Below are 22,045 nucleotides of genomic sequence, written 5' to 3' on the forward strand. Positions count from 1 at the left end.
GGGAACTGACAATGCCTGAAGCAGTCATCGTGTCCACGGCCCGGTCACCGATCGGCCGCGCGTACAAAGGGTCGCTGACAACGATCCGGCCGGACGACCTCGCCGTCCAGATGATCAAGGCGGCCACCGAGAAGATCGGCCTGACCGGGGACCAGATCGAGGACCTGGCGCTGGGGTGCGCGGAGCCGCACGACGAGCACGGCGGCAACATGGCCCGCCGGGTCGCGGTGCAGCTCGGCTGGGACAACACGCCGGCCACCACGGTGAACCGGTTCTGCGCGTCGTCGACGCAGACCGCGCGGATGGCGTACCACGCGATCAAGTCCGGTGAGGGCGACATCTTCGTCAGCGCGGGCGTCGAGTGCGTCTCGCGGTACAAGAACTTCGGCTCCGCCGGTGTCGGCGACCCGAGCTCGTTCAACCCGGTCTTCACCGACGCGGTGGCGCGGACCGAGAAGTACGCCGAGACCAACGACACCTGGCACGACCCGCGCGCGGACGGGCAGATCCCGGACATCTACATCGCGATGGGCCAGACCGCGGAGAACGTCGCGACGCTGCGGGGGATCAGCCGCGCGGAGCAAGACGTGTTCGGCGTGCGCTCGCAGAATCTGGCCGAGAAGGCGATCGGCAACGGGTTCTTCGAGCGCGAGATCGTCCCGGTGACGCTGCCGGACGGGACTGTCGTGAGCAAGGACGACGGCCCGCGCCCGGGGACGACGCTCGAAGGCGTCAGCGGCCTGAAGCCGGTGTTCCGCCCGGACGGGACCGTGACGGCCGGCAACTGCTGCCCGTTGAACGACGGTGCCGCGGCGGTCGTGATCATGAGCGACACCAAGGCGCGTGAGCTCGGTCTGACCCCGCTGGCGCGGATCGTGTCGACCGGGGTCAGCGGTCTGTCGCCGGAGATCATGGGCCTCGGTCCGGTGGAGGCGTCGAGGCAGGCGCTGGCGCGGGCCGGGATGAGTATCGACGACATCGACCTGGTCGAGATCAACGAGGCGTTCGCGGTCCAGGTGATCGGTTCGGCGCGGGAGCTCGGGATCGACGAGGACAAGCTGAACGTGCACGGCGGTGCGATCGCGCTCGGCCACCCGTTCGGGTCGACCGGTGCGCGGATCATGACCACGCTGGTGAACGGCCTGCAGTTCGAGGACAAGCAGTTCGGTCTCGAGACGATGTGCGTCGGCGGCGGGCAGGGCATGGCGATCGTGCTCGAGCGCCTCAGCTGATGGGTCTCGACGGCCGGACCGCGATCGTCACCGGAGCGTCCCGCGGGATCGGGCTGGCGGTCGCCCGGCGTCTGGTCGACGACGGTGCGCGTGTCGTCATCACCGGGCGTACGCAGGAGACGCTGGACGAGGCTGTGAAGACGTTAGGCGGTCGTGAGCACGCCCTGGCGATCGCGGGCAACGCGGCCGACGCCTCGCATCGCGGGGCGGTCGTCGCGGCAGCGGTAGCGACGTACGGCTCGGTGGATCTGCTCGTGAACAACACCGGCATCAACCCGATCTACGGGAAGTTGCTGGACGTCGACCATGCGGTCGCGGCCAAGATGGTCGACACCAACGTGCTGGCCGCGATCGCCTGGGTGAAGGCCTGCCGGGACGCGTGGATGCGGGAGCACGGCGGTGCTGTGGTGAACCTGTCGTCCGTCGCCGGTCTGGCGCCGTCGCCCGGCATCGGGTGGTACGGCGCGACCAAGGCGATGCTCTCGCGGGTCACGCAGGAGCTGGCGGTCGAGCTGGCTCCGGAGATCCGGGTGAACGCCGTCGCTCCGGCGGTGGTCAAGACCAAGTTCGCCGGAGCGCTCTACGAAGGGCGTGAGGAGAAGGTCGCCGCGTCGTACCCATTGGGTCGGCTCGGCCGGCCGGAGGACGTCGCTTCGCTGGTGTGGTTCCTGCTGTCCGACGAGGCGTCGTGGATCACCGGCCAGACCATCACGATCGACGGCGGCCTCACCCTCAACGGCGGAATCGTCTAGGGCCGGCGGCCCTGCCACCCGGCCAGCAGGTCGTACGGCGAGGCGTCGTCGGCCACCGGCACCACAGGTCCGAACGGTACGTGCCCGCCGCGCTGCTCGGCCGGTACGTACCGGCGGACCATCGGTAGAACCTGTGCCGCCAGGTCCTGGTCCAACTCGGCCAGACGACCTGTGGCCTTCGCCAGGTCCCAGGAGTGCGTCGCCAGTTCCCCTGTGTACGCGGCGATTGCGGCTGCACCCGGCAGCGTCCCCCAGGGCAGCTTGCAGATCCGGCCGAGTACGCCGTCGTTGCTCAGGGTCTCGTCCAGCGACACGCGGCGTTCCTTCCAAGCAGCCTGTACGTCGTCGGCCGTGGTCACCATCGGAATCGTCAGCGGATCGCCTCCTTGCAGTGCGAGGTTGATCCGCGCGATGACGGTCAGCAGATGGCCCTGCAGCGTGCTGACGTCGTACTCCTCGCAGGGCGTCGGCAGGGTGAGGTGGTCCGGGCTGGTCGTGTTGACGAGCTGCTGCGTCTGGTCGAGGGCGCGGACGAACAGCGGTCGTGGGTCGTTCTCAACGGTGGTCATGGAACTAGCTTCGAGGGGTATATAGGACATCTTCTGTCTCATATTCTTGGAGACATGCGAGCGGACCGGTTGTTGCAGATCATCCTGTTGCTGCAGCGGCACGAGCGGCTGTCGGCGCGGGAGCTGGGGGAGCGGCTCGAGGTGTCGACGCGGACGGTCATGCGTGACATGGAGGCGCTGTCCGCGGCCGGTGTACCGGTGTACTCCGAGCGCGGGCGTAATGGCGGTTGTGTACTGCTGCCTGGATACCGTGCCGACGTCAGTGAGCTCACGCCTCGAGAGGCGCAAGCACTTTTCGCCTGGTCGGGGCGGGCCGCGCTGTCGGACGAGCTTGGGCTACAGGACGCTCTGCACTCGGCAATGGGCAAGCTGTCCGCGACACTGCCCGTAGAGTTGCAGGGCGAGGCTGACGCGTTGTCGGGCTCCATCGTGGTGGACCGGCGGCGCTGGTTCGCGGAGGCCGAGGACACCGGAGCCTTGCCGGTACTGCGTCAAGCGGTCGTCAAGCGCCGCCGGGTGCGGCTGCGGTACGCGTCGGCGAGTGAGGGTGTGCAGCAACGCACCGTCGATCCCTGGGGCCTCGTGGAGCAGGCCGGGCGTTGGTACCTCGTGGCGGCGCATCGCGGCGCGGCGCGGATGTACCGGGTGTCGCGCGTCGAGGAGGTCGACGTACTCGAGGAAACCGCGGAGCGGCCGGAGAGGCTGGACGTCCGCGCGGAGTGGGAGCGGTTGCGGTCCGGGCTCGAGCGGCAGGCGCCGGTCGGCGTCGACGTACTGGTGCGGGTCCGGCCGGACAAGGTGGAGCTGATCCGGCGGATCGCGTCGCCGATGCTGGCGAAGGGCGAGGTGCCGCGGGACGTGCCGTCCGACGACGAGTGGCCGCACCTTCGGCTGCACTTCCGGGTACGGGAGGCGGCGTGCGGCGTACTGCTCGGATTCGCCGGCGATCTGGAGGTGGTCGGTCCGCACGACTTACGGGAGCGGATGCTGGAGCTGGCCCGAGCGGCGGTCGCGACCTACGGCTGACGGGTCGCCACGAACGTCTGCCGGAGGACAACGTTGCCGTCGGCATCGATGTCTTCGTTGCGCCAGTGGAAACCGTCCACGGTGATGTCGGTGAACTCCCAGCGGGTGTTCGCGGACTGTGCCTCGAGCGTGATCGTGTTCCCGCTCGCGTGCGCGACGAACGGCATCACGAACGCCGCCTTCGGACCCATCCAGGTCGAACGGAACGCCTGCAGCTCCGGGTCGTAGATCCGGATCGACAGTCCCCACTCGCCGTCGCCGTCGGTGGCCCGCGCGACCCGGCTCGGCGTGATCCAGATGTCCGCGACCGCGCGGCCGTCGAGCGCCCACGCGAAGTGCCATTCCCCTCTGGTCCGGCGGGTGACGGCGCCAGTCTCGTCGTACCAGGCGACGTCGAGGTCCCAGCTGCCGATCAGCGGGGCGAACGGGCGGAAGGCGTCGGCGTACTCCGCGCGCGGGTGCGAAGAAACCATCAGGTCGGCGAGAACTCGAGCGGCCGCCACGCCGTCGGTGAGCTGCATACGTCCACACTAAAGGCGGACGCCCCGCCGCCGGTGACCCCGTCGCGTGCAACCACGATGGCACTTCCGGCGGTCGGGGCATTCAGTCCGACAGCACCGCGTCACTCTATTACGAGTTCGGCGCACATCCGAATCACGGGACTCGCAAGATCCTGTCTCTTAATGCGTGGCGAGGGTGCACGTACGTCGTTAGGGTCCGAGGCATGACGACGCAGGCGGTGGTACGGCAGGCCGTGGCGGGCGATGCCGAGGCGGTGGCGGCGGTCCGGCGGGCGGTGTATCCGTACAAGGCGATGTCGGCGGCGGCCGTGCGGCACATGATCACCGTGCAGTCGCCGAGCGAGCGCTTCCTGCCGTTGGTCGCGCTGCGCGACGGCAAGATCGTCGCGTGGGGATCGGCCGGCCTGAACGTGTGGACCAGCGAACCCGGTCAGTCCGAGATCAGCGTCTACGTGCACCCGGAGCATCGCAAGCACGGCATCGGTGGCGCGCTCGCGGAGCGCCTGCACCAGCATCTGACCGAGATCGGCGCCGTCCGGGTCCGGGCGTTCGTGCACCCCGACGGCCTCGAGTTCGCCTGCAACCTCGGGTACGACGGGACGCGGCAGATGCACTTCGCCGGCCTCGACCTGACCGGCGAGTTGCCCGCGCAACCGCCGACGCCGTACGGGATCGAGCTGGTCAGCTTCGAGGACCTGGACTCGCGGACGGCGTACACAGCCGACACGATCGCGTCCCTGGACGAGCCGAGCGACTCGCCGCTGGACGCCGTCGAGTACGACCTGTGGCTCGAGGAGATCTGGAACGGTCCGTCGATGGACAAGGCACTCAGCGTCGGCGCGATGGCCGGCGACGAGCTGGTCGCGTTCACCGTGGTCGAGACCGACACCGACCGGATGTGGTCGGGCATGACCGGGACGATTCCGGGCTACCGGGGCAGAGGCCTCGCGAAGCTGGTGAAGTCGGTCGCGCTGCGCCGGGCAGCGGCGGCCGGGATCACCTCGGCGTACACGTCGAACGACGACGAGAACGGCCCGATGCTTGCCGTCAACAACTGGCTCGGCTACCGCCGGGTCCAGACCGAGCTCGGACTGCTGCGAACCCTCTGAGACAGAGCTGTGATCGGGTTCCTTCTGGTATGGGCCTGAAAGGGCGTTAGATTCCGGGGTACTTCGTTGTTGGAGTGCCCAAGGAGTTTCGGATGGAGATCAGGCCGGCCGGCCCGGGGGATGTCGATCAGGCGTTGGCGCTGCACGACACACTGGTGCCGTACCTGGTGACCACTCGAGGCATGCTGGTCCGCAGACTCGGGCGGCCGTCCGAGCCTGGGCAGGCGACGTTCGCGGCCCTGGACGGCGGAGAACTGGTGGGGTGGGCAACGACCGGGCTGATCGGTGGCTCGGATCCGCTGGACGGGGAGCTGCGGGTGCTGGTCCGGCCAGAGCACCGGCGGCGCGGTGTCGGGACGCGGTTGCTGGAGGCAACGCACGCGAACCTGCGTGAGGCGGGCGCGACGAGCGCGCGGGTGTTCGCGGAGCCGGCCGCGGTCGAGTGGGCGTCCCGGTTCGGGTACCGGCAGACGCGGCAGGTGCTCTACGCGGGCATCGACCCACGGAAGGCGACGGAGCAGCCCGAGCCGCCGTCGGCCGTACGACTCGTCCCGCTCACCGACGTCGAACCCGAGGCGCTGTACGCGGCCGACGTGGTTGCCCAGCGCACCAAACCCGGCGACGCGAAGATCTCCGCACGGCCGTACGGCGAATGGCGCGCCGCGGTCTGGGAATCGGCCGACACGGTCCTCGACCTGAGCGTGGCCGCGATGTACCGGGACGAGCTCGTGGCGTTCACGATGGGCCTCGGCGACCACACGATGATCTGGTCGAAGATGACCTCGACGCTACCGGAGTACCGCGGCCGTGGCCTCGCGAAACTGGTGAAGTCCGCGGCCCTGCACCGCGCCGCGGACGCGGGCGTTCAGGGCGCGTACACGGCCAACTACGACGGCAACGCACCCATGCTGGCCGTCAACGACTGGCTCGGCTACCACCGCATCGCCACCCACGCCGTACTGATTTGTCCACTCTAGGGGACGAGCAGTACGACGGTTTCGGCGACGCAGGCGGGTTTGGTCGAGTTCTCGAGTTCGATGACCCAGTTGAGGGAGACCTGGACGCCGGCCGCGGTCTCGACGGCGTTGGCGATCGAGGCGCCTGCGCGGACCCGGCTGCCGACCGGGACCGGTGCGGGGAAACGGACCTTGTTCACGCCGTAGTTGAGCTTCGCGGTCACGCCGTCGACCTTGAACAGCTCGTCGCCGAAGCGCGCGATCAGGCTCAGCGTCAGGTAGCCGTGCGCGATCGTGCCGCCGTACGGGCCCTTGGCGGCGCGCTCGACGTCGACGTGGATCCACTGGTGGTCACCGGTCGCGTCGGCGAACTGGTTCACCTGCTCCTGGGTGATCTCCAGCCACTCGGTCTCACCGAGCGTGGTGCCGACCGCGTGCGCGACCTCGTCGACGCCGTGGAAGGACTGCGGCATAGGTGTGGCCTCTCAGTTCCCGTTTAGTTGCGCGGTCCGCCGGCGACGTACAGGACCTGGCCGGAGACGAAACCGGCCTCCTCGCTGCAGAAGAACGACGCCGCGGCGGCGATGTCCTCCGGCTTGCCGGTCCGCTGTACCGGGATGCTCGCGGCGGTGGCCTTCTTGAACTCCTCGAAGTCGACGCCGACCCGGGCCGCGGTGGCCGCGGTCATGTCGGTCTCGATGAAGCCCGGGGCGATCGCGTTCGCGGTGACGCCGAACTTGCCCAGCTCGATCGCCAGCGTCTTCGCCAGACCCTGCAGGCCGGCCTTCGCGGAAGCGTAGTTCGCCTGGCCGCGGTTGCCGAGCGCCGAGGTCGACGAGAGGAAGACGATCCGGCCGTACTTGGCCTCGACCATGTGCGCCTGGCAGGCCTTCGACATCAGGAAGCTGCCCTTGAGGTGCACCGACATGACCGTGTCCCAGTCGTCCTCGGACATCTTGAACAGCAGGTTGTCGCGCAGCACGCCGGCGTTGTTGACCAGGATCGTCGGCGCGCCCAGCTCACTGACGACCCGCTCGACCGCGGCGCTGACCTGGTCGGACTTGCTCACGTCCGCGCCGACGCCGATCGCCTTGCCGCCGGCCTCGGTGATCGCCTTCACGGTCGCCGTGCAGGCACCTTCGTCGAGGTCGATGACGGCGACGGCGTTCCCGTCCGCGGCGAGCCGCTGCGCGACGGCCGCGCCGATTCCCCGGGCTGCCCCGGTCACGATCGCCACCCGCTGCTCAGTCATCCACCGCTCCAATCGTCAACTGGTCTTGCCGGAGATGACATTACCCACGGTCCGTCACGACGGAAGTACCCCGGATGACATGATCGTGGTGTGGATCATCACAACCGCCACGTCTACCACTGCCCGTTGCGGTGGGGCGACATGGACGCGCTTGGTCATGTGAACAACGGCCGGTACGTCGACTACCTCCAGGACGCACGCGTCGACTTCCTGTTCCGGACCGCCAAGGAGCTCGGCGCGGACACCCTGGAGACCGGGCTGCTCGTCGCCCGGCACGAGGTCGAGTACCGCGCGCCGCTGCACTTCCGTCCGGAACCAGTGCGGATCGAGCTCTGGATCTCCGAGATCCGGGCCGCCTCGTTCACGGTCGATTACGAGATCCTCGACGCCGAGCCGGAGCGCCGTACGTACGTCGAGGCCAGGACCAAGCTGGTCCCGTTCGACTTCAAGGCCAACCGCCTGCGCCGGATCAGCCCGCTCGAGCGCGAGGCCCTGTCGAAGCTGGTGGGCGCGTGACGTACACCTACCAGGTGCTGGTCCGCTGGTCGGACATCGACTCGTACGACCACGTCAACAACGTCCGGTACTTCGACTACCTGCAGGAGGCGCGGATCGCGTTCCTCGGACAGGTGATGGACACGACGGGCGACTTCTTCGCGCAGTACCCGTGCGTCCTGGTCAGTCAGACCGTCGACTACCTCCGCCCGATCCTGCTCCGGCACCCGCCGTACGACGTGGACGTGTGGATCGCTTCCGTCGGTACGTCGTCGTACACGCTCGGCTCCCGCATCGTGGACCGCAGCGGCGAGTCCGAGGACGTGTACGCGAAGGCGGAGTCGGTCCTCGTCGCCGTCGACGGTACGACGCACGCCAAGCGCCCCCTCGGAGACGCCGAAAAGGCAGCCCTGCTCAAGCACGTTGTGAGCAGTTGAGAGACTAGATCCGAGATGACTGAGCAGCAGAGTTTCTACGACGCCGTCGGTGGGGCGGAAACCTTCCACCGGTTGGTGGCCGCGTTCTACCGCGGTGTCGCCGCCGACCCGGAACTTCGCGCGCTGTACCCGGAGGAGGATCTCGGTCCGGCCGAGGTGCGTTTCCGGATGTTCCTGGAGCAGTACTGGGGCGGCCCGAAGACGTACTCCGAGCAGCGCGGGCACCCCCGGCTGCGGATGCGGCACGCCCCGTTCGCCGTCACCCCGAGCCAACGGGACCGGTGGCTCGGCCACATGCGGGCCGCGCTGGACGAGCTCGGCCTGACGCCCGAGCAGGACGAGCAGATCTGGACCTACATGGTGATGGCCGCGCACAGCATGGTGAACACCGACGAACCGAACTACCCCGGCGCGATCGACGTGTCCGGCCGCTGAATCTCTCTTCGAAGGAGACAACACGAGCATGGCTACCATCCGTACGGCGAAGGCTCACTGGGAAGGCTCGCTGATGGAGGGCGCCGGCCAGGTCGCCCTGGAGTCCTCCGGTGTCGGTACGTACGACGTCACCTGGGCCTCCCGCGCGAACGACGCCAACGGCAAGACCAGCCCGGAAGAGCTGATCGCGGCCGCGCACTCCACCTGCTTCTCGATGGCGCTGTCGCACGCGCTGGCCCAGGCCGGTAACGCGCCGGCCTCGATCGACACCCAGGCCGACGTGACCTTCCAGCCGGGCGAGGGCATCACCGGGATCAAGCTGTCGGTGAACGGCAACGTCCCGGGCCTGACCGCCGACGAGTTCGCGGAGTTCGCCGAGGGCGCGAAGAAGAACTGCCCGGTCTCGCAGGCGCTGTCCGCCGTACCGATCACGCTGGACGTCACCTTCACCGCCTGAGAACCGTCTGAAGTTCAAAGCCAGTGCCCCGGCGAGCTGTCGCCGGGGCACTGGTCTGTTTCAGCCGTGGAACTGGGCGATCACCTTGGTGAAGTCGTACGCGTTCTGGGAGATCCCGCTGCACGAGTCGCCGTCGTTGTTGCTGCCGCCACAAGCACGGTCCCGGTTCACCGACCAGAACGTGAAGCGGGCCAGGTGGTGGTCCTGGGCGTACGTGAGCAGCGACCTGAAGTCGGACAGCCGGACGGTCTCGCCGGAGTCGTCGGTCTTGCCGTTCATCGACGAGATACCCATGTGCCGGTACGCCTGGTCGTCGGTGTAGCCGTACGCGCTCTTCAGCCGGCCCTTGAGGCCTTCCTCGGCCTTCTTGGTCAGCGTCGCCATGTTGGTCGAGCCGCCACCGAAGTCGAACGGCATCAGCACCCAGCCGTCGTTGGCGAGCCCCGCGGCCGCGCCTCTCTTGATCAGGTCGACGCCGGACGCGTCCGGTCCGCCCTGGTCGGTGCCCATCGTGATGTACGTCTTGATGCCGGGGTTCTTGCTCTTGACGGTCTTCAGTGCGCTGACGACCCGCTGCCGGGCGGTGCTGCTGTGGAACTCGGTGTCCTCGATGTCGATGTCGATCGCCTTCAGCTTGTAGGCGTCGATCACCTTCTGGTACGCCCCGGCCAGTGCGGAGGCGGAGCTGCACTTCTCGCCGAGCTTGTTCCCGGACCAGCCGCCGAACGACGGGATCACGTCCCCGCCCGCGGCCCGGATGCTGTTGATCGCGGACTGGTCGGAGCCGCCGGTCAGCGTGCGGTCGCCGTCCCACTTCGGGTTGCAGCCGCCGTCGGACAGCACGAACGCCAGCGTGAACCACTTGTTCCCGGCGGCCTTCATCACGTCGGTCGGCTTCTGCGGGTTACCCCAGCCGAGATACAGGTACGGCGCTGCGCCGATGCTGGCCGGGTCCGCAGCCTGCACCTGCGGCGCATGCACCGGGCGGGTGCTCGCCTGGGCGGCGGACGCGATACCGGTCGCCAGACACGCGGCGGTCACCGCGCTCACGAGGATCTTCATGACTCTCCTTGGATCGGGGGCGGTCAGAGCCTGAACACAATCAATAGGAAGGTTTCCTAATGATTGTGCTCGATCATGGACCGCCGGCCTCGCAACGTCAACAGCTGATTTCTGTCGGTGCGCCCGGGCAGACTGCGCGCATGGTCGACGAGCTGCTCGAGAATCACCTGGCGTTCCTCGCTGCGCATCGTGGCGATGTGCGGCGGTTCGGTGATGCGATCGAGGTGGTGGGGGAGTCGGAGGAGTTCTCGGCGTGGATCCCACTCTCCCCGGCCGCCGAGCTGCCGCCCGAGGTCCGCACGGTCCGGCTGGTGCCGGAGAGCGGCGCCGGTTGGGAGGAGCGACTCGTGGCGGCCGGATTCAAGCCGGCCGAGGTACTGGTGCACCTGGAGACTCCAGGACAGACGACGGGAGGCAGAGCCCTCGTGGCTCCCGCGGCTCCCGTCGTGTGTGTTGCGTCCGACGGGGATGCCGAGGCGTTTGCGGAGGTGCAGAGTGCGGCGTTTCTCGAGGTGGGGGAGCCGGACTACGGCTGGTGGCGGGAGATGTTCGCCGAGCGGGCGGTGCAGAACTACTGCGCACCGAACCAGTCGCTGTACCTGCTGCGCGTCGACGGGGACCCGGCGTCCATCACCCTGGTGCTACGGACCGAATCGGTCACCGGCATCTATGCGGTGGCGACGAAACCGCAGTACCGCGGCCGTGGGCTGGCGACCCGGTTGCTCGCGCAGGCGCGACAGGAGGCTGCGGGCGAGCGGCTGACACTGCAGGTGGTGGCGGGCTCCGACGCGGAGCGGCTCTACCTCAACCTTGGTTTTCGTCCTGCGTACCGCTCGCCGCATTTTCGTCGGTCCTAGCCTCTTCCTTCTCGGTGCCGGAGCCGACGCCGGAGGAGCCTGCGTTGTTCGGGTCGCGGGTGGTCATGTTGCCGACGCGGAGCACCTCGCCGTTGCGGACGTACCAGGTGGTGCCGTCCTCGCCGCGCAGCGTGGTGACGCGCAGGCCGACCGCGACCACGACGCCGGTCGCCTTCTCCATGTCGATCAGGTCGCCGACGCCGTACTGGTCCTCGAAGATCATGAACACGCCGGCCAGGAAGTCCTTCACCAGCGTCTGCGCGCCGAAGCCGAGCGCGACGCCGATGATGCTCGCGGACGCGATCACCGGGAGGATGTTGAATCCGAGCTCGGCGAGCACCATCACCACGAGGATGGCCGTGAGTACGATCGTCACTGCGCTGGTCAGCAGCGAGGCGATCGTCTCGGCGCGCTGGGCCCGGCGCTCGTTCGCGAGCGTGTTCTCGACGAACTCCTGCCCGCGCTTGGACTTCGACAGCACGCCGGCCACGGCGCCGCTGCCGGTCCGCCGCGCGAACCGCCGGATGACCTTGTGCAGGACCCAACGCAGTACGAAGAAGCCGACGATCAGTCCGGCGATCCGGGCCGGGACGACGATGATCTGATCGGTCATCTCCAGCTTGCCGTCGGACCCCGTCCGGAAGAAGGTCGGGAAGGAGTCCGGCAGCGAAAACAGGGGGTGACTGACTAGGGACACAAGGTAGCTGGTCAGAATAGGCATCTCGCCGCCCGATGTTAGTAGGACTGACAAGGAGACGGAAAAGCATGTCGAGTCGTCTGGACGACGAGCTTTCCAGGCTCGTGAGCGCTGGTGTGCTGCGCCAGTACCAGGCCGACTCGATCCGGGACGCGGCCGACGCGGAGCTCGACGCGGCCCTGGCGGACCCTGGCCGGCCGCGATTGCCCGCGGGGCCGTCGGGCGGGGCCGCCGATCCAGAGCAGGCCGAACGGAAGGGCCCACCCTCCGCGGTGCACGCCAACGCGCTGGTCGAGGTCCTCGGGTACATCGGCGGCGCGCTCCTGCTCGGCGCCGTCGCGCTCCTGACCTTGGCGAACTGGGGCGAGATGGGCCGCGCCGCGCGGGTCAGCACCGGTACGACGGCCGCGGTCGGGTTGCTCGGCGTGGCCGTTCTGCTCGCGCTGGTCGGACGGCGCCGGCAGCTGAGCGCGGCGCTCGCCTCGCTCGGGTGCTGCGTGGCCGGGTTCGCGACGTTCGTGGCGATCGAGGGGGAGGCCGGGCGGGTCGCCGGGGTGATGGTCGCGCTCGCGCTGGCGGCCGGCGGACTGTGGTGGCTGAAGGAATCATCGTTGCTGGTGGCAACTTTTGGGATCCTGGCCGTCGGTGTGTTGGTGATCACCTCCGACGTCCTCACTCCGGACACCGGATCGGCCGCGAACAGCGCAGGCATCGCAGGGACCGGGTTCATCATCGTCGCGTTCGTGTTCGCGATGCTCGGCCTGGTCCGCGATCAGGTGACGTCGTGGTCACTCGGCGGAGCGGCGATGTTCAGCTCGTCGATCTGCTGGCTGGTGCAGGAACGCGGCGAGATCATGGCACTCGCAGTCGGTACGGCGGGCCCGGCCGCGCTGCTCGTCGCGTACGGGCGCACCAGGCGTCCGGCGTACGCCGTGGTCGGCTGCGCGATCCTCCTGGTCATCTGGCCGATCTCCCTATACCAACTGACCGACAACCTGGCCGGTGTGGCGATAGGCCTCGTCGTAGCAAGCGGCGTACTGCTCCTGGCCGTTCTCGTGCTCAGTCGACGTCGGGTTAACGAGTAGCGCAACGCGCGCCGTTTGGCCGTACCAGCGGTTGATGCGGCAGACTCGCTGGGGTGACAGCTCCCACTCCGGCCCTTGTCGAGCTTGCAGTCGCCCATGGCGTGGCCACGGAGTACTGGAACTGGCAAGGCGAGCACGTGATCGTCTCCAGTGAGGTTGTGTCCGATGTGCTCGCCGCACTGGGCGTAGACGCCTCCACCCCAGAGAAGGCAGCTCTTGCGCTCGCGGAGCACCAGCAGGCGCGGTGGCGTCGTACGTTGCCTCCTACCGTGGTGATGCGGGAGGGCTGGACCCCGTGGTTCGCCGTACACCTGCCGCACGGGTCGACGGCTGAGGTGTGGGTAGACCTCGAGGACGGCGGCCAGCGCCGGGACCTGCCGCAGCAGGACCACTGGGTCGAGCCTGAGTGGGTCGACGGCGTACAGGTCGGCGAGGCGACGTTCCAGTTGCCGGGGGACCTGCCGCTCGGCTACCACCGGCTGTGTGCGCGGATCGGTACCAACCCGGAGATCTCGGTCAGCACGTTGATCGTGACGCCGAAGAAGCTCGAGCCGGAGAAGTTGCAGCGGACGTGGGGCTGGGTCCTCCAGTTGTACTCCGTACGCTCGCGCCGCTCCTGGGGCATCGGAGACCTCCACGACTTGGGCGACCTCGCTGCATGGTCTGCGCACGACCTGGGCGCGGGCTTCGTACTGGTGAACCCCCTGCACGCTGCGGAGCTGGCCGGCCGCATGGAGCCGTCGCCGTACCTCCCGGCGTCGCGTCGCTTCGGGAACGCGATCTACCTGCGGATCGAGGACATCGACGAGTACGGGGACCTCGCGCCGATGGAGCGGGACCAGGTACGGGCGCTGGCGCTGCAGGCGCGGGCGCTGAGCGAGGACGCGACCGCGATCGACCGGGACACGGTGTGGACCGCGAAGCGGGAGGCGCTGCAGGTGCTGTTCCGCGTGCAGCCGTCGGTGGGGCGGATCGCGGAGTACGGCGCGTACTGCGACCGTGAGAGCCAGGGGCTGATCGACTTCGCCACCTGGGCCGCGATCGCCGACGTCCATGGGCCGGAGTGGAGCAAGTGGCCGGAGGAGCTGCAGGACCCCACCGCGCCGGCGGTTGTTGCCTTCCGCAACGAGAACCCGGACGCGGTGGAGTTCCACTGCTGGCTGCAGTGGCAGCTGGACGAGCAGCTGGGCCGTACGCAGGCCCGGGCGAAGGCGGCCGGGATGTCACTGGGCGTCGTACACGACCTGGCCGTCGGCGTGCATCCGGACGGGGCTGACGCGTGGGCGTTGCAGCACGTGCTCGCGCCGAACATCCACGTGGGCGCACCGCCGGACGCGTTCAACCAGCAGGGACAGGACTGGTCGCAACCGCCGTGGCGCCCGAACGCGCTGGCCGAGACCGGGTACGCCGCCTGGCGGGACCTGGTGCGGGCCGTGATGCGGCACGGTGGCGGGCTGCGGATCGACCACATCCTCGGCATGTTCCGGCTGTGGTGGGTGACGTCGCCGGAGCGGCCGACCGAGGGCACGTACGTCCGGTACGACCATGAGGCGCTGGTGGGGATCCTGGTGCTCGAGGCGCAGCGTTCCGGTGTCACCGTGATCGGCGAGGACCTGGGGACGGTGGAGCCGTGGGTACGCGACTACCTGACCGAACGCGGCATTCTCGGTACGTCGGTGCTCTGGTTCGAGCGGGACGCCGACGGGAAGCCGCTGACGCCGGAGCGGTGGCGAGAGCTCTGCCTGGCGACTGTCACGACGCATGACCTTCCGCCGACGGCTGGGTACCTCGCCGGCGACCACGTGGAGCTACGGAACCGCCTAGGTCTGCTCACGCGCCCTGTGGCCGAGGAGCTCGCCGTAGACGAGGCAGACCGCGACGCGTGGCTCAACGCGCTCCGTGAGCGGCACCTCCTCAGCAACACCGACGGCGACGTCGAGCGGATCGTCGAGGCGCTGCACCGGTACGTCGCCCACACGCCCGCGAAGCTCGTCGGCGTCGCGCTGACGGACGCCGTCGGAGAGCGCCGTACGCAGAACCAGCCCGGTACGACGGACGAGTACCCGAACTGGCGCGTCCCGCTCGGCGGTCCTCACGGCGATCCTGTCCTGGTGGAGGACCTCCCGAACAACCTCCGCCTACGACGGCTGATCGGCGCGCTGAACATCTAGCGGCATTGAGCAGGCCGGGGTTTCGGCAATATCTTTCGTGGGAAGTTCATTCTTTGAAAAACCGCCCCGTTTTCAAGGAGTGTCCCCATGAAATCCGTGCTCCGACGCATCCTCGTACCGCTCGTCGCCGTCGCCGTCGGCCTGCTGCCCGGTGTGGTGGTGATCGAGCAGGCCTCCGCCCTGACCAAGCTGACCCAGTCGCAGGCGGCCTCGATCTTCCGTGCCGCCGGCATCACCTGGTCGTCCAGCGGTGGGTGTACCGACCGCTACAACTCCACCTGTACGTCCTTCGAGCAGATCAACGACAGCACCGTGTACGGCGTACGCACGCTGAAGACCGCCAGCGGGTGCGCGATCAACATCACCGGTGGCACCGAGGTCGGTCACGCGAGCGGGACCTACAGCCACTGGAACGGCTACAAGGTCGACATCTCGAAGTACACCTGTGTCGGGAACTACATCCACAACACCTTCACCCGGATCGCCGACCGCGCCGACGGCTACCCGCAGTGGAGGTCCGGCGCCGGCAACATCTACGCCGACGAGGGCTCGCACTGGGACATCACGTACTACAACTGCGGCGGCTGCTGAGCCTTCGGTCCCGCTGGAGGGGCGGTTGCTCCTCCAGCGGTCGGGGCGTACTAGGCTTCAGGCGTGATTGCTGAATTGTCCGGGCACTCGTTGCTGGTGTTCGTCGGGATTCCTGTGCTCGTGATCGCGGTGGTGGCGTTGCTGACGTTCGCCTCCTCGATCGCGAACGGCCCGCGGTACCGTCCGGGGCTGTCCTGGTGGGCACCGCCGGTCTGGATCAACGGGCCGACCGCCACCAAGCCCGACCCCGCGAACCTGCCCGAGCTCGACCCCGCTCCGGCTGCCACCGCGACCGCCGCCGGCGTCGCCCGCACCATCGGAGGCGCAAGTGCCAGCTGGTGACGCTTTCACCCCTGACCAGCTCCACGACATCGAGCGCGCGGTCCGGAACGCCGAGGAGGTGTCCGGCCTGCACTTCTCGGTGTACGTCGGTGGCGCCGACTCCGAGACCCGTCCGTTCGCGATCGAGCTGCTGAACGAGCTCGACGACCCGGACAGCTCCGTCCTGGTGTACGTCGACCCGGCCGGCCGCCGGCTCGAGATCGTGACCGGTTCGCAGGCCCGCCGGCAGCTGTCGGACTCGTCCGCCGGTCTGGCCGCGCTGACCATGCAGACGTCGTTCGCGACCGGTGACCTGGCCGGCGGCCTGGTGACCGGCGTACAGCAGCTGGGTGCCCACGCGCACCAGGCCCCGCTGCTCCACGCGAACAACGAGCCCCACAAGCTCTAGTGTCCCGGCTGCAGCCGCGTCGTATCGACCTGGGCGACGTGGTACTCCGTCCGTTCGCCGTCTCCGACGAGGCTGCAGTGGCTGTCGCGCTGCAGGACCCCGGCATCCTGCGCTGGACGGCCGGGACAGCTGTCCTCAGCACACCTGCGGAGCTCCGTGCCCGCAGGTGGCTGGAGCCGCGGATCGACAGCTGGTCGCACGGCAACGCGGTCTTCGCGGTCGCCGACAGCGAGACCGACAAAGTGATCGCCAGCGTCACCCTGCGGGACGTGCACCGCGTGCCTGATCAGGCCGTCGCGGCGTACTGGGTGAGCCCCGCGGCACGCGGCCGCCGGCTCGGTGCACGCGTACTCGATGCTGCCGCACGCTGGGGCTTCGCCACCGACGGTCTGCGGCTGCACCGCATCTCACTGGACCACTCGCTCGTCAACGAGGGCTCCTGCCGGGTCGCACTAGGCGCCGGGTTCCAGTTGGAGGGTGTGATGCGGGACTACTACGTCGAGCCGACGGGGCAGCGGCACGACTCCCACTTGCACGCCCGGCTCGCGACCGACGACGTGCCTCAGCCGGCCGGTTCGTAGGTCGGGCACGCGCTCTGGTACGCCGCCTGCGTCCGCGGGTCCTGGCAGAGGTTGAGCAGCTGCGCCGAGGACGTACCAGGGCCGAGGTAGACCACCCAGGTGCCGGTGATCGGCGTCAGCGAACTGTCCGTGATGCCGGGGTACTGGCCGTTGACGAGCATGGCCTTCGCCGGGATGCCGGCCCGTGTGACCTTGGCCGCGGTGTCCCTGGCGGACTGCTCGGCGTCGACCGGGTACTTGTCCAGTACGGCGATCCACTGGCCGTGCTTGAACTTCGGTGACGTCGGGCCGGTGTTCACCGGCGGCGGCGTGACCGTCTGGACCTTCGCCGACGGCTGGGTGACGGTCGGCTTCTTCGTCGCCGCCACGGGTGGCTTGCGGTCGCCCTTCGTCGCGCTCCCGGTGGCGCTTCCGGCCGGCGCGGCGGCACCGCTGTCGGTACCTGAGCCGATCTGCAGCCCGTCAGCCGTCTGGTCGTCGGCCGAGCGGCGGGTCAGGACGTACCCGAACACGGCCGCCAGCGCGAGCCCGGCCACGATGCCGGCGCTGATCGCGCTGCGCGAACGCTGGACCTTCCGCTTCCGGTGATCGGCGCGTGTCACAGCAGGGCCCCTCCCCAGATCGCCCCAGACTGAAGTATCCGGTGCAGCTTAATCCGATCGAGCGTATAAATGAGCCTCTTTCAGGTGGTGAGAATCTCTTTCTCCACAAGGGAATCGCGCACCGCACACGCCTGTTCACCGTCCGCCGACCAGCGCTCGTTTGATTCTCACGGAGCGAATCGGGACACGTCGGGATCCGCAATGTCTTGACCTAGACAGCGCTCTAGTTGTTTGGCTGCTGTCATGCGTTATCTGACGATGGGGACGGACCCTGCGCGGCAGCGCCGGGTCAGCACGATCGCCCTCGGGGCGATGCTGATGGGAACGGCGACGGACGAGCAGACCTCGTTCGCAGTCCTGGACCGGTACGTCGAGGCCGGTGGCACGTTCGTTGACACGGCCAACAACTACGCGTTCTGGATCAACGGCACCCAGGGCGGGGAGTCCGAGCAGCTGCTCGGGCGGTGGCTCAAGAGTCGCGGAGTGGGGGACGAGCTGACGATCGCGACCAAGGTGGGTGGGCGACCGCCGCGCCCGGCCAAGCAGCTGACCGAGGACTTGGAGGGCCTGTCGCCGCAGGTGATCAAGGAGTCAGTGGCGCGGAGCCTGGACAACCTCGGCCGCGACCACGTCGACCTGTACTACGCCCACATCGACGACTACGCCACACCGCTGGAGCAGCAGGTCGAGACGTTCGGGACTCTTGTGAACGACGGGACGGTCGGGCTGGTCGGGTTGAGCAACTACTGGACCTGGCGGATCGAGCGGTACCGCGCGTTGGCGGCAGAGGCGGGCCTGCCGTCGTACGACGTACTGCAGTACCACCACACGTACTTCCGGGCGCGGACCGATCTCGGAGGACTCCGCTCGAAGGACGGCAGCATCGGTGTGACCGAGGGCAATCTGCTGAGCTACCTGCGGGCAGAGCCCGGGCTCACACTGGTGGCGTACTCACCACTGCTCAGCGGCGGGTATGTGCGTGGTGACAAGCCTCTGGACGAGTCCTACGACCACGCGGGCACGAGAGCTCGGAGGACTGCGCTGGACGAGGTCGTGAAGGAGACGGGCGCCACGGCGAACCAGGTGGTGCTCTCTTGGCTTACTGGTGGCGAGATCCCCACCGTGGCACTCGTAGGTGCGTCCTCGGTCGCACAGATCGACGAGAGCCTTGCTGCCGCTGATCTGGAGCTCACAGCGGACCAGCGGCAACGCCTCGACGCAGCCGGCAAGAACTAGGTGCCGGACGGGATGCCGTCGTAGCGGACCGTAGGGCGGGTGTCCAAGGCGTCGTCCAGCCAGGCGTCGACGTCGACGTCAGCCGAGAGGATATGGTTCACGTACGACGCACGCTCGTGGCTGAGCACCTCTAGTTCCCAGACGCACGGTGCGGCACCGATCGGTGCCGGGCGGAGGTCGTCGACTTCCATCCCGCTGAAGATGCTCAGGCGGGACTGGAAGTCGCGTGCCCAGCTCTGCACGACCAGGTAGATGCCGTCGTCGCCCAGGTGCAGTACGACGACCCCGAGTCCGACGGAGCCCATCGCGTCGTCGAAGTCGAGCTGCCGGCCGGCGGTGCCGCGGGCGATATCGACCATCTCGTCGTCCCACTGCCGTCCGCGGGCCGTGATGATGTACGGCTTCACCAGGCGGTGTGGGTACCGCCAGGGCATCAGGGGAGTGACTGGGCGGGGTCGGTACGCCTCTGCGAGTCCGGTCAGCGCAACAGCTGCCGCACCAGCCAAGGCGGGATCTGAGGCGGGCACCGGTCCAGTCTTACCGCACAGCGAGGTTCAATGCGATGTCCAAAAAACAACAGGGCCGGTCTCACCGTGAGACCGGCCCTGTCAGAAACTTCAGGCGACGGTGTCGGTTGCCTGTGCGGCGATCGCGCGGGTCAGGTCGGCCTGAGCCTCGGTGACGTACCGAAGCGTCGGGGCGTCCACGGACGACGACTCCGCGGCCAGCCAGCCTGTCAGCGCGTCCAGCGCCGCCTGGTCGGCCAGGTGCCGCGGGGACAGGTAGACCAGCACGTTCTCGCCCATCGACGAGCCGAGCCGCGTGTACACGTCCTTGGCCGCGTTGAGGTACTTGTCAACGTACGGCCGCAGCAGGTCCTCCTGGCCCGGCTGCTGGAAGCCGAGGATGGTCCGGAACTGCGTCTCGTTCGGGGTGTCCTCGGACTCGACCGCGACTCGCCACGCCTCTTCCTTGGCCTCGGCGGTCGGCCGGGCGGCACGCGCCTGGGCGGCCCGCTCCTGACCGGTGATCGTGGTGTCACGGGTGAGCTCGTCGTCGATCTCCTCCGCGCCGATCCGGCCGAGCCGGGCCAGCGCCACGATCAGCGTCCAGCGCAGGTCGGTGTCGACGACCAGGCCTTCCGGCAGGTCGCGTCCCTCCAGCCAGCCGGCGAGCCGCTCGGCACCGGCCTCGGAGAAGACCCCCGAGCTGTACGCGCGGACGAACGCGAGCTGGTGGTCGCTGCCCGCCTCCGAGTCGGCGACCAGACCGGCCAGCGCCTCTTCGAACTGAGCGCGCAGGGCGGGCCGGTTCTGCGGGGCGGCGTACTGGTTGATCGCGCTGCTCGCCTGGTTCAGCAGCGAGCGGACGCCGGTCAGGTCGGTCTCGGCCCGGATCCCGCGCAGCACGATGCCGACGTACTGGCTGGCCGGCATCTCGGCATCCCGGGTCATGTCCCAGGCCGAGCCCCAGGCGAGTGCCCTGGGCAACGATTCGGTGAGCTGGTCGATCGACTCCACCAGCGTCGCCCGGGACCGCTCGTCCAGCCGGATCTTCGCGTAGGTGAGGTCGTCGTCGTTCAGCAGCACCAGGTCCGGCTGGGTCGCGCCGGTCAGCTCCGGCAGCTCGGTGCGCGGGCCGTCGATGTCCACCTCGAACCGCTCGGTCCGGACCAGGCCGGCGTCGGTCCGGCGGTAGAGCCCGACGGCGAGGCGGTGCGGCCGCAGTACCGGGAACTTCTCCGTCGCGGTCTGCTCGATCGCGAACGACGTGAACGCGCCCTCGTCGTCGACCGCGAAGTCGGCGCGCAGCGTGTTCACGCCGGCGGTCCGCAGCCAGCGCTCGGTCCAGTCGTCGAGGTCCCGGCCGGACGCCTTCTCCAGCGGCTTCAGCAGGTCGGCCAGCTCGGTGTTGCCGAACGCGTGGTCCTTGAAGTACTCCTTCAGCGCGGTGACGAAGGTCTCCTCACCGACGAACGCGACCAGCTGGCGCAGCGTCGACGCGCCCTTGGCGTAGGTGATGCCGTCGAAGTTCACCTCGACCGCGTGGAAGTCGATCATGTCCGCGGCGATCGGGTGCGTCGACGGCAGCTGGTCCTGCCGGTAGGCCCAGTTCTTCCGGGCGTTGCAGAACGTCGTCCACGCGTCGGCGTACTTCGTAGTCGCGACCACCTGCGCCCAGTGGCTGGCCCACTCGGCGAAGGACTCGTTCAGCCACAGGTCGTCCCACCAGGTCATCGTGACCAGGTCGCCGAACCACATGTGCGCCAGCTCGTGCAGCACGGTGTTCGCACGGGCTTCCATTTCCGCGTGCGTCGTCCGGCTGCGGAACAGGTACTCGTCGCGGAGCGTCACGCAGCCCGCGTTCTCCATCGCGCCCATGTTGTACTCCGGCACGAAGGCCTGGTCGTACTTGTGGAACGGGTACGGCGTACCGAACGCTTCCTCGAACAGCGCGAAGCCCTGCTTGGTGACCTCGAACAGGTCGTCCACGTCGAGCGCATCCTTCAGCGACGGACGGCACAGCAGCGACATCGGGTACGTCCCGTACGGGCCCTCGTACGCGTCGGTGACCACGTGGTACGGGCCTGCGACGACGGCGGTGACGTACGTCGAGAGCCGCTCGGTCGGCGGGAACTCCCAGCGGGCCAGCTCCTCGCCGTTCTCGCCCTGGTACGGCGTCGGCTCCGGAGTCGGGGCGTTCGAGATGACGACCCAGCGGGCCGGTGCCGAAACGGTGAACGTGAACGGGGCCTTCAGGTCGGGCTGCTCGAAGGTGGCGAACACCCGGCGGGCGTCCGGTACCTCGAACTGGGTGTAGAGGTACGTCTCCTTGTCGGCCGGGTCGACCGAGCGGTGCAGCCCTTCACCGGTCCGCGAGTACAGGCAGTCCGCCACCACCCGGAGCTCGTTGCGTTCGGCCAGCCCGTCGAGCTGGATGCGGGCGCCGTCGTAGACCACGTCCGGGTCCAGGGCGGCGCCGTTCAGCGTCACCTCGCGGACCTTGTCCGCGATCAGGTCGGCGAACGTGCTCGCGCCGGCCTCGGCGGCGAAGGTGATGGTGGTCACCGACGGGTACGTCGGTGCACCGGTCGGGGCGTTGGCCAGGTCGAGCTCGATCGCGTAGCTCACATCGCTGACCACGCCCGCACGGGAACGCGCTTCGTCGCGCGTCAGGTTGGTTCCAGGCATG

At 68.6% G+C, this 22,045-nt stretch carries 26 protein-coding genes; 17 read left to right on the forward strand and 9 right to left on the reverse strand.

Going from position 1 to position 22,045, the window contains the following annotated elements; translation table 11 throughout:
- Window positions 1-11: 11 nt before the first annotated feature.
- Window positions 12-1,232: an acetyl-CoA C-acetyltransferase gene (locus ACZ5BU_RS29825; protein ID WP_465703759.1), complete on the forward strand. Its 1,221-nt coding sequence runs from the start codon at window positions 12-14 to the stop codon at window positions 1,230-1,232.
- Window positions 1,232-1,984, forward strand: coding sequence for an SDR family oxidoreductase (locus ACZ5BU_RS29830; RefSeq protein ID WP_465703760.1), 753 nt, complete (start codon window positions 1,232-1,234; stop codon window positions 1,982-1,984). The genes ACZ5BU_RS29825 and ACZ5BU_RS29830 overlap by 1 nt, the downstream gene beginning before the upstream one ends.
- On the opposite strand, the gene ACZ5BU_RS29835 is transcribed toward ACZ5BU_RS29830, so the two are convergent.
- Window positions 1,981-2,553: a TIGR03086 family metal-binding protein gene (locus ACZ5BU_RS29835; protein ID WP_465703761.1), complete on the reverse strand. Its 573-nt coding sequence runs from the start codon at window positions 2,551-2,553 to the stop codon at window positions 1,981-1,983. The genes ACZ5BU_RS29830 and ACZ5BU_RS29835 overlap by 4 nt on opposite strands.
- Before the next feature lie 54 nt (window positions 2,554-2,607).
- Here ACZ5BU_RS29835 and ACZ5BU_RS29840 point away from each other — a divergent pair, with 54 nt between their 5' ends.
- Window positions 2,608-3,579: a helix-turn-helix transcriptional regulator gene (locus ACZ5BU_RS29840; protein ID WP_465703762.1), complete on the forward strand. Its 972-nt coding sequence runs from the start codon at window positions 2,608-2,610 to the stop codon at window positions 3,577-3,579.
- Here ACZ5BU_RS29840 and ACZ5BU_RS29845 read toward each other — a convergent pair.
- Window positions 3,570-4,100, reverse strand: a complete 531-nt coding sequence (locus ACZ5BU_RS29845) for a hypothetical protein (RefSeq protein WP_465703763.1) — start codon at window positions 4,098-4,100, stop codon at window positions 3,570-3,572. The genes ACZ5BU_RS29840 and ACZ5BU_RS29845 overlap by 10 nt on opposite strands.
- A 203-nt stretch (window positions 4,101-4,303) precedes the next feature.
- Here ACZ5BU_RS29845 and ACZ5BU_RS29850 point away from each other — a divergent pair, with 203 nt between their 5' ends.
- Together ACZ5BU_RS29850 and ACZ5BU_RS29855 are read left to right on the forward strand one after the other, a co-directional pair.
- Window positions 4,304-5,209: a GNAT family N-acetyltransferase gene (locus tag ACZ5BU_RS29850; protein WP_465703764.1), complete on the forward strand. Its 906-nt coding sequence runs from the start codon at window positions 4,304-4,306 to the stop codon at window positions 5,207-5,209.
- Window positions 5,210-5,301: 92 nt separating this feature from the next.
- A complete protein-coding gene (locus ACZ5BU_RS29855) occupies window positions 5,302-6,186 on the forward strand; it encodes a GNAT family N-acetyltransferase (protein WP_465703765.1) in 885 nt (294 codons plus the stop codon).
- Here the strand turns inward: ACZ5BU_RS29855 and ACZ5BU_RS29860 are convergent.
- Entirely contained in the window at window positions 6,183-6,638 is a 456-nt protein-coding gene (locus ACZ5BU_RS29860; protein ID WP_465703766.1) for a MaoC family dehydratase, read from the reverse strand. The genes ACZ5BU_RS29855 and ACZ5BU_RS29860 overlap by 4 nt on opposite strands.
- A gap of 23 nt (window positions 6,639-6,661) precedes the next feature.
- A complete protein-coding gene (gene fabG, locus ACZ5BU_RS29865; RefSeq protein WP_465703767.1) occupies window positions 6,662-7,417 on the reverse strand; it encodes a 3-oxoacyl-ACP reductase FabG in 756 nt (251 codons plus the stop codon).
- A 90-nt stretch (window positions 7,418-7,507) separates the two neighbouring features.
- Between fabG and ACZ5BU_RS29870 the strand changes: the two genes are divergently transcribed.
- From ACZ5BU_RS29870 to ACZ5BU_RS29885, 4 genes are read left to right on the forward strand one after another with little or no spacing between them, the layout of a single operon-like run.
- The gene (locus ACZ5BU_RS29870; protein ID WP_465703768.1) at window positions 7,508-7,933 is read left to right on the forward strand and encodes an acyl-CoA thioesterase; all 426 of its coding nucleotides are present in this window, start codon (window positions 7,508-7,510) and stop codon (window positions 7,931-7,933) included.
- Entirely contained in the window at window positions 7,930-8,349 is a 420-nt protein-coding gene (locus tag ACZ5BU_RS29875; RefSeq protein WP_465703769.1) for an acyl-CoA thioesterase, read from the forward strand. Before ACZ5BU_RS29870 ends, ACZ5BU_RS29875 begins: the two co-directional genes overlap by 4 nt.
- 15 nt (window positions 8,350-8,364) lie before the next feature.
- A complete protein-coding gene (locus ACZ5BU_RS29880) occupies window positions 8,365-8,784 on the forward strand; it encodes a globin (protein ID WP_465703770.1) in 420 nt (139 codons plus the stop codon).
- 28 nt (window positions 8,785-8,812) lie between these two features.
- The gene (locus ACZ5BU_RS29885; protein ID WP_465703771.1) at window positions 8,813-9,241 is read left to right on the forward strand and encodes an OsmC family protein; all 429 of its coding nucleotides are present in this window, start codon (window positions 8,813-8,815) and stop codon (window positions 9,239-9,241) included.
- 60 nt (window positions 9,242-9,301) lie between these two features.
- Here ACZ5BU_RS29885 and ACZ5BU_RS29890 read toward each other — a convergent pair whose 3' ends face one another.
- Entirely contained in the window at window positions 9,302-10,303 is a 1,002-nt protein-coding gene (locus ACZ5BU_RS29890; RefSeq protein ID WP_465703772.1) for a chitinase, read from the reverse strand.
- 140 nt (window positions 10,304-10,443) lie between these two features.
- On the opposite strand from ACZ5BU_RS29890, the gene ACZ5BU_RS29895 reads away from it, so the two are divergent.
- Entirely contained in the window at window positions 10,444-11,160 is a 717-nt protein-coding gene (locus ACZ5BU_RS29895; protein WP_465703773.1) for a GNAT family N-acetyltransferase, read from the forward strand.
- On the opposite strand, the gene ACZ5BU_RS29900 is transcribed toward ACZ5BU_RS29895, so the two are convergent.
- Window positions 11,108-11,773, reverse strand: a complete 666-nt coding sequence (locus ACZ5BU_RS29900; protein ID WP_465703774.1) for a mechanosensitive ion channel family protein — start codon at window positions 11,771-11,773, stop codon at window positions 11,108-11,110. The two genes, ACZ5BU_RS29895 and ACZ5BU_RS29900, sit on opposite strands and share 53 nt — an antisense overlap.
- A gap of 152 nt (window positions 11,774-11,925) precedes the next feature.
- Between ACZ5BU_RS29900 and ACZ5BU_RS29905 the strand changes: the two genes are divergently transcribed.
- From ACZ5BU_RS29905 to ACZ5BU_RS29930, 6 genes are all read left to right on the forward strand, one after another.
- Window positions 11,926-12,942, forward strand: a complete 1,017-nt coding sequence (locus ACZ5BU_RS29905) for a hypothetical protein (RefSeq protein ID WP_465703775.1) — start codon at window positions 11,926-11,928, stop codon at window positions 12,940-12,942.
- Window positions 12,943-12,995: 53 nt separating this feature from the next.
- Complete coding sequence (gene malQ, locus ACZ5BU_RS29910) at window positions 12,996-15,113, forward strand: 4-alpha-glucanotransferase (RefSeq protein ID WP_465703776.1); 2,118 nt, start codon at window positions 12,996-12,998, stop codon at window positions 15,111-15,113.
- An 87-nt stretch (window positions 15,114-15,200) separates the two neighbouring features.
- Window positions 15,201-15,704 carry a hypothetical protein gene (locus ACZ5BU_RS29915; protein WP_465703777.1) on the forward strand — a complete coding sequence of 168 codons (504 nt, stop codon included), beginning with the start codon at window positions 15,201-15,203 and terminating at the stop codon, window positions 15,702-15,704.
- 63 nt (window positions 15,705-15,767) lie between these two features.
- The gene (gene ctaJ / locus ACZ5BU_RS29920) at window positions 15,768-16,046 is read left to right on the forward strand and encodes an aa3-type cytochrome oxidase subunit CtaJ (RefSeq protein WP_344190514.1); all 279 of its coding nucleotides are present in this window, start codon (window positions 15,768-15,770) and stop codon (window positions 16,044-16,046) included.
- On the forward strand, window positions 16,033-16,434 hold the full coding sequence (locus tag ACZ5BU_RS29925; protein WP_465703778.1) for a DUF5130 family protein: 402 nt from the start codon (window positions 16,033-16,035) through the stop codon (window positions 16,432-16,434). The genes ctaJ and ACZ5BU_RS29925 overlap by 14 nt, the downstream gene beginning before the upstream one ends.
- Entirely contained in the window at window positions 16,434-17,015 is a 582-nt protein-coding gene (locus ACZ5BU_RS29930; RefSeq protein ID WP_465703779.1) for a GNAT family N-acetyltransferase, read from the forward strand. Before ACZ5BU_RS29925 ends, ACZ5BU_RS29930 begins: the two co-directional genes overlap by 1 nt.
- Here ACZ5BU_RS29930 and ACZ5BU_RS29935 read toward each other — a convergent pair.
- Entirely contained in the window at window positions 16,997-17,617 is a 621-nt protein-coding gene (locus tag ACZ5BU_RS29935; RefSeq protein ID WP_465703780.1) for a hypothetical protein, read from the reverse strand. The genes ACZ5BU_RS29930 and ACZ5BU_RS29935 overlap by 19 nt on opposite strands.
- 243 nt (window positions 17,618-17,860) lie before the next feature.
- Between ACZ5BU_RS29935 and ACZ5BU_RS29940 the strand changes: the two genes are divergently transcribed.
- Window positions 17,861-18,853: an aldo/keto reductase gene (locus tag ACZ5BU_RS29940; RefSeq protein WP_465703781.1), complete on the forward strand. Its 993-nt coding sequence runs from the start codon at window positions 17,861-17,863 to the stop codon at window positions 18,851-18,853.
- On the opposite strand, the gene ACZ5BU_RS29945 is transcribed toward ACZ5BU_RS29940, so the two are convergent.
- Window positions 18,850-19,287: a hypothetical protein gene (locus ACZ5BU_RS29945; protein WP_465703782.1), complete on the reverse strand. Its 438-nt coding sequence runs from the start codon at window positions 19,285-19,287 to the stop codon at window positions 18,850-18,852. The two genes, ACZ5BU_RS29940 and ACZ5BU_RS29945, sit on opposite strands and share 4 nt — an antisense overlap.
- A 183-nt stretch (window positions 19,288-19,470) precedes the next feature.
- Window positions 19,471-22,044, reverse strand: coding sequence for an aminopeptidase N (gene pepN, locus ACZ5BU_RS29950; protein WP_465703783.1), 2,574 nt, complete (start codon window positions 22,042-22,044; stop codon window positions 19,471-19,473).
- Window position 22,045 lies beyond the last annotated feature (1 nt).

The sequence above is a fragment of the Kribbella sp. NPDC031520 genome (assembly GCF_055580825.1).

Coding starts and splice junctions, on each gene's coding strand:
- ACZ5BU_RS29905 (WP_465703775.1), top strand. CDS start 11,926: ATGTCGAGTCGTCTGGACGACGAGCTTTCCAGGCTCGTGAGCGCTGGT.
- ACZ5BU_RS29890 (WP_465703772.1), bottom strand. CDS start 10,303: ATGAAGATCCTCGTGAGCGCGGTGACCGCCGCGTGTCTGGCGACCGGT.
- ACZ5BU_RS29840 (WP_465703762.1), top strand. CDS start 2,608: ATGCGAGCGGACCGGTTGTTGCAGATCATCCTGTTGCTGCAGCGGCAC.
- ACZ5BU_RS29835 (WP_465703761.1), bottom strand. CDS start 2,553: ATGACCACCGTTGAGAACGACCCACGACCGCTGTTCGTCCGCGCCCTC.
- ACZ5BU_RS29850 (WP_465703764.1), top strand. CDS start 4,304: ATGACGACGCAGGCGGTGGTACGGCAGGCCGTGGCGGGCGATGCCGAG.
- fabG (WP_465703767.1), bottom strand. CDS start 7,417: ATGACTGAGCAGCGGGTGGCGATCGTGACCGGGGCAGCCCGGGGAATC.
- ACZ5BU_RS29825 (WP_465703759.1), top strand. CDS start 12: ATGCCTGAAGCAGTCATCGTGTCCACGGCCCGGTCACCGATCGGCCGC.
- ACZ5BU_RS29885 (WP_465703771.1), top strand. CDS start 8,813: ATGGCTACCATCCGTACGGCGAAGGCTCACTGGGAAGGCTCGCTGATG.
- ACZ5BU_RS29940 (WP_465703781.1), top strand. CDS start 17,861: ATGCGTTATCTGACGATGGGGACGGACCCTGCGCGGCAGCGCCGGGTC.
- ACZ5BU_RS29830 (WP_465703760.1), top strand. CDS start 1,232: ATGGGTCTCGACGGCCGGACCGCGATCGTCACCGGAGCGTCCCGCGGG.
- ACZ5BU_RS29900 (WP_465703774.1), bottom strand. CDS start 11,773: ATGACCGATCAGATCATCGTCGTCCCGGCCCGGATCGCCGGACTGATC.
- ACZ5BU_RS29845 (WP_465703763.1), bottom strand. CDS start 4,100: ATGCAGCTCACCGACGGCGTGGCGGCCGCTCGAGTTCTCGCCGACCTG.
- ACZ5BU_RS29855 (WP_465703765.1), top strand. CDS start 5,302: ATGGAGATCAGGCCGGCCGGCCCGGGGGATGTCGATCAGGCGTTGGCG.
- ACZ5BU_RS29895 (WP_465703773.1), top strand. CDS start 10,444: ATGGTCGACGAGCTGCTCGAGAATCACCTGGCGTTCCTCGCTGCGCAT.
- pepN (WP_465703783.1), bottom strand. CDS start 22,044: ATGCCTGGAACCAACCTGACGCGCGACGAAGCGCGTTCCCGTGCGGGC.
- ACZ5BU_RS29860 (WP_465703766.1), bottom strand. CDS start 6,638: ATGCCGCAGTCCTTCCACGGCGTCGACGAGGTCGCGCACGCGGTCGGC.
- ACZ5BU_RS29880 (WP_465703770.1), top strand. CDS start 8,365: ATGACTGAGCAGCAGAGTTTCTACGACGCCGTCGGTGGGGCGGAAACC.
- ACZ5BU_RS29945 (WP_465703782.1), bottom strand. CDS start 19,287: ATGCCCTGGCGGTACCCACACCGCCTGGTGAAGCCGTACATCATCACG.
- ACZ5BU_RS29915 (WP_465703777.1), top strand. CDS start 15,201: ATGAAATCCGTGCTCCGACGCATCCTCGTACCGCTCGTCGCCGTCGCC.